Genomic DNA, 4,738 nt, shown 5'->3' on the forward strand with positions numbered 1-4,738 from the left:
TCACGCTGTCGACGACCTGGCGGCTGTCTTCGGCGGCATCGCGGGTCTTGGTCGCGACGCCGTTGGTTTCCTTGGCGCTTTGCGCGGCACTGTTGGCCGAGGTGGTCAGTTCCTCGACGGCCGCTGCGGTCTGCTCGAGCGTGGCGGCCTGCGTCTCGGCGCGGCTGGACAGGTCGCTGGTCGAGCTTGTGAGGTCGGCGGCGGTCTCGGTCAGCCCCATGGCGGTGCTGCGCATGTCGGAAACCAGTTCCGCCACCTGCTCGATCGCGGCGTTGAAGCCCTCGGCCACCCGCTCCATCCCCTGGGCCGAGCTGACGGGCACCCGGTGGGTCAGGTCGCCCCGCTGCAGCGCGGTCAGGCCGACGATCAGGTCGTCGATCGCCAATTGGCGCGCGGTCACGTCGGTGGCGACCTTGATCACGCGCGTGACGGTGCCGTCCTCGTCGAATACCGGCGCATAGGTCGCCTGGATCCAGATCGTGTCGCCGTTCTTCTTGCGCCGCGGGAACCGCTGCGAGAACGTCTCGCCGTTGCGCAGCGCGTCCCAGAACGCGGCGTATTCGTCGGTCTGCCGATAGGCCTCGTCGACGAACATCGCGTGCTTGCTGCCGCTGATTTCCTCGAGCGTGTACCCCATCGCGGCGAGGAAATTCTCGTTCGCGGTGAGGATCGTGGAATCGGGATTGAAGTGGATGACCGCCTGCGTGCGGTCGATCATCTGAAGCAGCGCTTCGTCGTATGTCTGGGCCGGCTTCGGCTTCTTGAACCATTCCATGGCGAAGTCCCTGCTTTGGTCGCTGACCCGGAGAATTACGCGAGGGAAATATTCAAAACGTTAAGGAAAACAAAGTTGTGAAGTCGCGCAAACGAAAACGCCGCGCCCGGTTGGGGGCGCGGCGCTGCGGGATCACCCTGTTAGGGCGATCAGTCGTCCGACCGGTTCTCGGGGGTCTCGACCAGACCCGAGTCGCCGTCGTCGTCATCGTTGGCGGCGCCGCCGATGTCGTCGAACAGCTGGCTGACCTCGAATTCGGCCTGGGCCTCTTCCTCGGCCGCGGCGTCCTGGATCGACTTGCCCGACGCCTGAAGCTCGGCCTCTTCGGGCGAGCGGGCGACGTTCAGCGTGATCTCGGCGACGACCTCGGGGTGCAGGTGCACCTCGACCTGGTGCAGGCCCAGGACCTTGATCGGCTCGCGGATGATGACCTGCTTGCGGTCCACCTTGAAGCCGGCCTCGGAGGCCACGTTGGCCGCGTCACGGGTGGTGACCGAGCCGTAGAGGTTGCCGCCGTCGGAGGCCTGGCGAATCACGACGAAGGTCTCGCCGTCGAGCTTCTCGCTCAGCGACTCGGCCTCCTTGCGGGTCTCGAGGTTGTGCGCCTCGAGCTCGGCCTTCTGGCCTTCGAACTTGGCGATGTTTTCCTGCGACGCGGTCAGCGCCTTGCCCTGGAGCAGCAGGTAGTTGCGCGCGAAGCCGGCCTTGACGTCGACGACGTCGCCCATCTGGCCCAGCTTGGCCACGCGCTCGAGAAGAATGACTTGCATGGGTCGCTCCTTACTTCACGGCGTAGGGCAGAAGGGCGAGGAAGCGCGCGCGCTTGATCGCGCGGGACAGCTCGCGCTGCTTCTTCGACGAGACGGCGGTGATGCGCGACGGCACGATCTTGCCGCGCTCGGACACGTAGCGCTGAAGCAGCTTGGTGTCCTTGTAGTCGATTTTGGGTGCATTGTCGCCCGAGAAGGGGCAGACCTTGCGGCGGCGGAAAAACGGTTTTGCGGCCATGGTTTAGCTCTCCTCTGCGCTCAGTTGCGGCGTTCGCGGCGACGGTCGTCGCGCTCGTCGCGCTTCTGCATCTGGATGGACGGGCCTTCCTCGTGCTCGTCGACCTTGATGGTCATCACGCGCATAACGTCGTCATGCAGGCGCATCAGGCGCTCCATCTCCTGCACGGCGTCCGACGGGGCGTCGGTGCGCAGGAAGGCGTAGTGGCCCTTGCGGTTCTTGTTGATCTTGTAGGCCATGGTCTTCACGCCCCAGTACTCGCTGTCGATCAGCCTGCCGCCGTTGTCGGCGAGGACGGTTCCGAAATGTTCGATGAGACCTTCGGCCTGCGCGTTGGACAGATCCTGACGCGAGATGAAGACATGCTCGTAAAGCGGCATGTGCACTCCGTTCATGTTCAGGCGCATTTCATAGGAGCCGGGCCAGACCTTCCGCCCCGGATCCACGAGAGGCTGCGCGATTGAAAGACTGTCGCGGAAGGTTGCGCGGGCATAGTGCGGATCGGGCCGGGATGCAAGCGGCGCGGCCGTGGCGGGCGTGGTCAGGCGTGGCGGCGCCCCGTGCGCGGAGTCATTGCACCCCCTCGCGGGCGCTTGTAAGCCCTTGGGTCAACGAACGGCAACGACAGGGAGGCGCCGGATGAGCCTTGCATTCCTCTTTCCCGGGCAGGGGGCCCAGACGATCGGCATGGGCCGCGATCTGGCGCAGGCCTACCCGGCCGCTCGGGCCGTCTTCGACGAGGTCGACGAGGCCCTGGGAGAGAAGCTGTCTGCGCTGATCTGGGAGGGCGAGATCGAGCAGCTCACGCTGACGCGCAATGCGCAGCCGGCGCTGATGGCGACGTCGCTCGCGGCGCTGCGCGCGCTCGAGGCCGAGGGCGTGGGCGTGGATGCCGCGACCTTCGTCGCGGGGCATTCGCTGGGCGAGTATTCGGCGCTGACGGCGGCGGGCGCCTTCACGGTGGCGGACGCGGCGCGCCTGCTGCGGCTGCGTGGCACGGCGATGCAGGACGCGGTGGCGCCGGGCGACGGCGCGATGGCGGCGATCCTGGGCCTCGACCTCGACGCGGTGCGCAACCTGGCGGCCGATGCGGCGCAGGGCGCGGTCTGCGAGGCGGCGAACGACAACGACCCGGCGCAGGTTGTGATCTCGGGCGAGAAGGCGGCGGTCGAACGCGCGGTCGAGGCGGCCAAGGGCGCCGGCGCCAAGCGCGCGCTGATGCTGCCCGTCAGCGCGCCGTTCCACTGCGCGCTGATGCAGCCCGCCGCCGACAAGATGGCCGAGGCGCTGAAATCGGTCGAGATCCGCGCGCCGCGCGTGCCCGTCGTGGCAAACGTCACGGCCGAGGCCGTGTCGGATCCCGCGCGCATCCGCGAATTGCTGGTCGAGCAGGTCTGCAGCGCGGTGCGCTGGCGCGAATCCGTGGCCTGGATGGCCGGTCAGGGCGTGGCCGAGTTCTGGGAGATCGGCGCCGGCAAGGCGCTGTCGGGCATGGTGCGCCGCATCGAGAAGGGTGCAGCCACGCGCACCATCGGCACGGCCGAGGAGGTCAAGGCCGCCGCAGAGGCCCACAACAGCTGAAGCCGGCCGGCTGAACGCACGAACAAGGAGAGCGGGAATGTTCGATCTGACGGGAAAGACGGCGCTGATCACCGGTGCCTCGGGCGGCATCGGCGGCGCGATCGCCACGGCGCTGCACGGCGCGGGCGCGACGGTGGGCCTTTCGGGCACGCGCGAGGCGCCGCTGAAGGAGCTGGCCGAAACGCTGGGCGCGCGCGCGCACGTGCTGCCCTGCAACCTCTCGGACGCGGACGCGGTCAACGCGCTGCCCAAGCAGGCGGCCGAGGCGATGGGCAGCGTCGACATCCTGGTCAACAACGCCGGCATCACCCGCGACAACCTGTTCATGCGCATGTCCGAGGACGAATGGTCGAGCGTGCTCGAGGTCAATCTGACCGCCACCTACCGGCTGTCCAAAGGCGTGCTGCGCGGCATGATGAAGGCGCGCTGGGGCCGCATCGTGAACATCAGCTCGGTCGTGGGCGCCACGGGCAACCCCGGCCAGGGCAACTACGCCGCCGCCAAGGCCGGCATGATCGGAATGTCCAAAAGCCTCGCCTACGAGGTCGCGGCGCGCGGGATCACCGTCAACGCGGTCGCCCCGGGCTTCATCGAGACGGCGATGACCGACAAGCTGACCGACGACCAGAAGGCGCAGATCCTGGGCCAGATTCCGTCCGGCCGCATGGGCCGCCCCGAGGAGATCGCGGCCGCCGTGCTGTACCTTTCCAGCCCCGAATCCGCCTATGTCACAGGGACCACCTTGCATGTGAACGGCGGTATGGCGATGCTCTGAAATCAGGCGCAAGGCGCGGGCGGGAAAGCGTTTGCCATCCCCGTCGCCTGTGCTATAGGCGCCGCAGCTTACCGGCCGGAACGGGTTGTCACCTGCTCCGCGCCGCTCCCGTGGGACGGGAACGAAGCCGCCCGAAAGGGCAAGACATCCCGCCCGGGCGAGGCGAGGGCAACCGGGTCCGCAGGACCCAACGAGTGAGGAAGAGACATGAGCGACATCGCGGATCGCGTTAAGAAGATTGTGGTCGAGCACCTGAACGTCGAGGAAGAGAAGGTCACCGAGGGTGCATCCTTCATCGACGATCTGGGCGCGGACAGCCTCGACACCGTCGAGCTGGTCATGGCCTTCGAGGAAGAGTTCGGCATCGAGATCCCCGACGACGCGGCAGAGACCATCCAGACGGTCGGCGACGCGGTGAAGTTCATCAAGGAAGCGCAGTAAGCGCATCCGCCCGAGTGGTTTTTACGGCGGCGTCCCTTCGGGGGCGCCGTTCTCGTTTTGACTACGGATGCGGGCTCAGCCTTGGCCCTTTTCGCGCCCTTTCGCCGCATCCCACAGCGCGTCCATCTCGGCCAGGTCGCTGTCCTCGGGGCGGCGGC

7 protein-coding genes are annotated in these 4,738 nt (G+C 67.3%); 3 read left to right on the forward strand and 4 right to left on the reverse strand.

Annotation, left to right across the window (positions count from 1 at the left end; translation table 11 throughout):
- The 4 genes from ACFDTC_RS17440 to rpsF all read right to left on the reverse strand — a co-directional run.
- Positions 1–775: PAS domain-containing protein (locus ACFDTC_RS17440; protein ID WP_375260150.1), on the reverse strand; the 775-nt coding region annotated here is incomplete at its 3' end.
- A 149-nt stretch (positions 776–924) separates the two neighbouring features.
- Positions 925–1,545, reverse strand: coding sequence for a 50S ribosomal protein L9 (gene rplI, locus ACFDTC_RS17445; RefSeq protein WP_375260151.1), 621 nt, complete (start codon positions 1,543–1,545; stop codon positions 925–927).
- 10 nt (positions 1,546–1,555) lie between these two features.
- Positions 1,556–1,783, reverse strand: a complete 228-nt coding sequence (rpsR, locus tag ACFDTC_RS17450) for a 30S ribosomal protein S18 (protein ID WP_375260152.1) — start codon at positions 1,781–1,783, stop codon at positions 1,556–1,558.
- Positions 1,784–1,803: 20 nt separating this feature from the next.
- Positions 1,804–2,163: a 30S ribosomal protein S6 gene (rpsF, locus tag ACFDTC_RS17455; RefSeq protein ID WP_375260155.1), complete on the reverse strand. Its 360-nt coding sequence runs from the start codon at positions 2,161–2,163 to the stop codon at positions 1,804–1,806.
- Between the two features lie 259 nt (positions 2,164–2,422).
- Here rpsF and fabD point away from each other — a divergent pair, with 259 nt between their 5' ends.
- From fabD to ACFDTC_RS17470, 3 genes are all read left to right on the forward strand, one after another.
- Positions 2,423–3,364 carry an ACP S-malonyltransferase gene (fabD, locus tag ACFDTC_RS17460; RefSeq protein ID WP_375260153.1) on the forward strand — a complete coding sequence of 314 codons (942 nt, stop codon included), beginning with the start codon at positions 2,423–2,425 and terminating at the stop codon, positions 3,362–3,364.
- Positions 3,365–3,401: 37 nt separating this feature from the next.
- The gene (gene fabG / locus ACFDTC_RS17465) at positions 3,402–4,139 is read left to right on the forward strand and encodes a 3-oxoacyl-ACP reductase FabG (RefSeq protein WP_375260154.1); all 738 of its coding nucleotides are present in this window, start codon (positions 3,402–3,404) and stop codon (positions 4,137–4,139) included.
- Positions 4,140–4,346: 207 nt separating this feature from the next.
- Positions 4,347–4,580, forward strand: a complete 234-nt coding sequence (locus ACFDTC_RS17470) for an acyl carrier protein (RefSeq protein ID WP_089880186.1) — start codon at positions 4,347–4,349, stop codon at positions 4,578–4,580.
- Positions 4,581–4,738: the final 158 nt, after the last annotated feature.

This window comes from Citreimonas sp. (assembly GCF_042096055.1).
Taxonomy (GTDB): domain Bacteria; phylum Pseudomonadota; class Alphaproteobacteria; order Rhodobacterales; family Rhodobacteraceae; genus Citreimonas.

Coding starts and splice junctions, on each gene's coding strand:
- rpsR (WP_375260152.1), bottom strand. CDS start 1,783: ATGGCCGCAAAACCGTTTTTCCGCCGCCGCAAGGTCTGCCCCTTCTCG.
- fabG (WP_375260154.1), top strand. CDS start 3,402: ATGTTCGATCTGACGGGAAAGACGGCGCTGATCACCGGTGCCTCGGGC.
- rplI (WP_375260151.1), bottom strand. CDS start 1,545: ATGCAAGTCATTCTTCTCGAGCGCGTGGCCAAGCTGGGCCAGATGGGC.
- fabD (WP_375260153.1), top strand. CDS start 2,423: ATGAGCCTTGCATTCCTCTTTCCCGGGCAGGGGGCCCAGACGATCGGC.
- rpsF (WP_375260155.1), bottom strand. CDS start 2,163: ATGCCGCTTTACGAGCATGTCTTCATCTCGCGTCAGGATCTGTCCAAC.
- ACFDTC_RS17470 (WP_089880186.1), top strand. CDS start 4,347: ATGAGCGACATCGCGGATCGCGTTAAGAAGATTGTGGTCGAGCACCTG.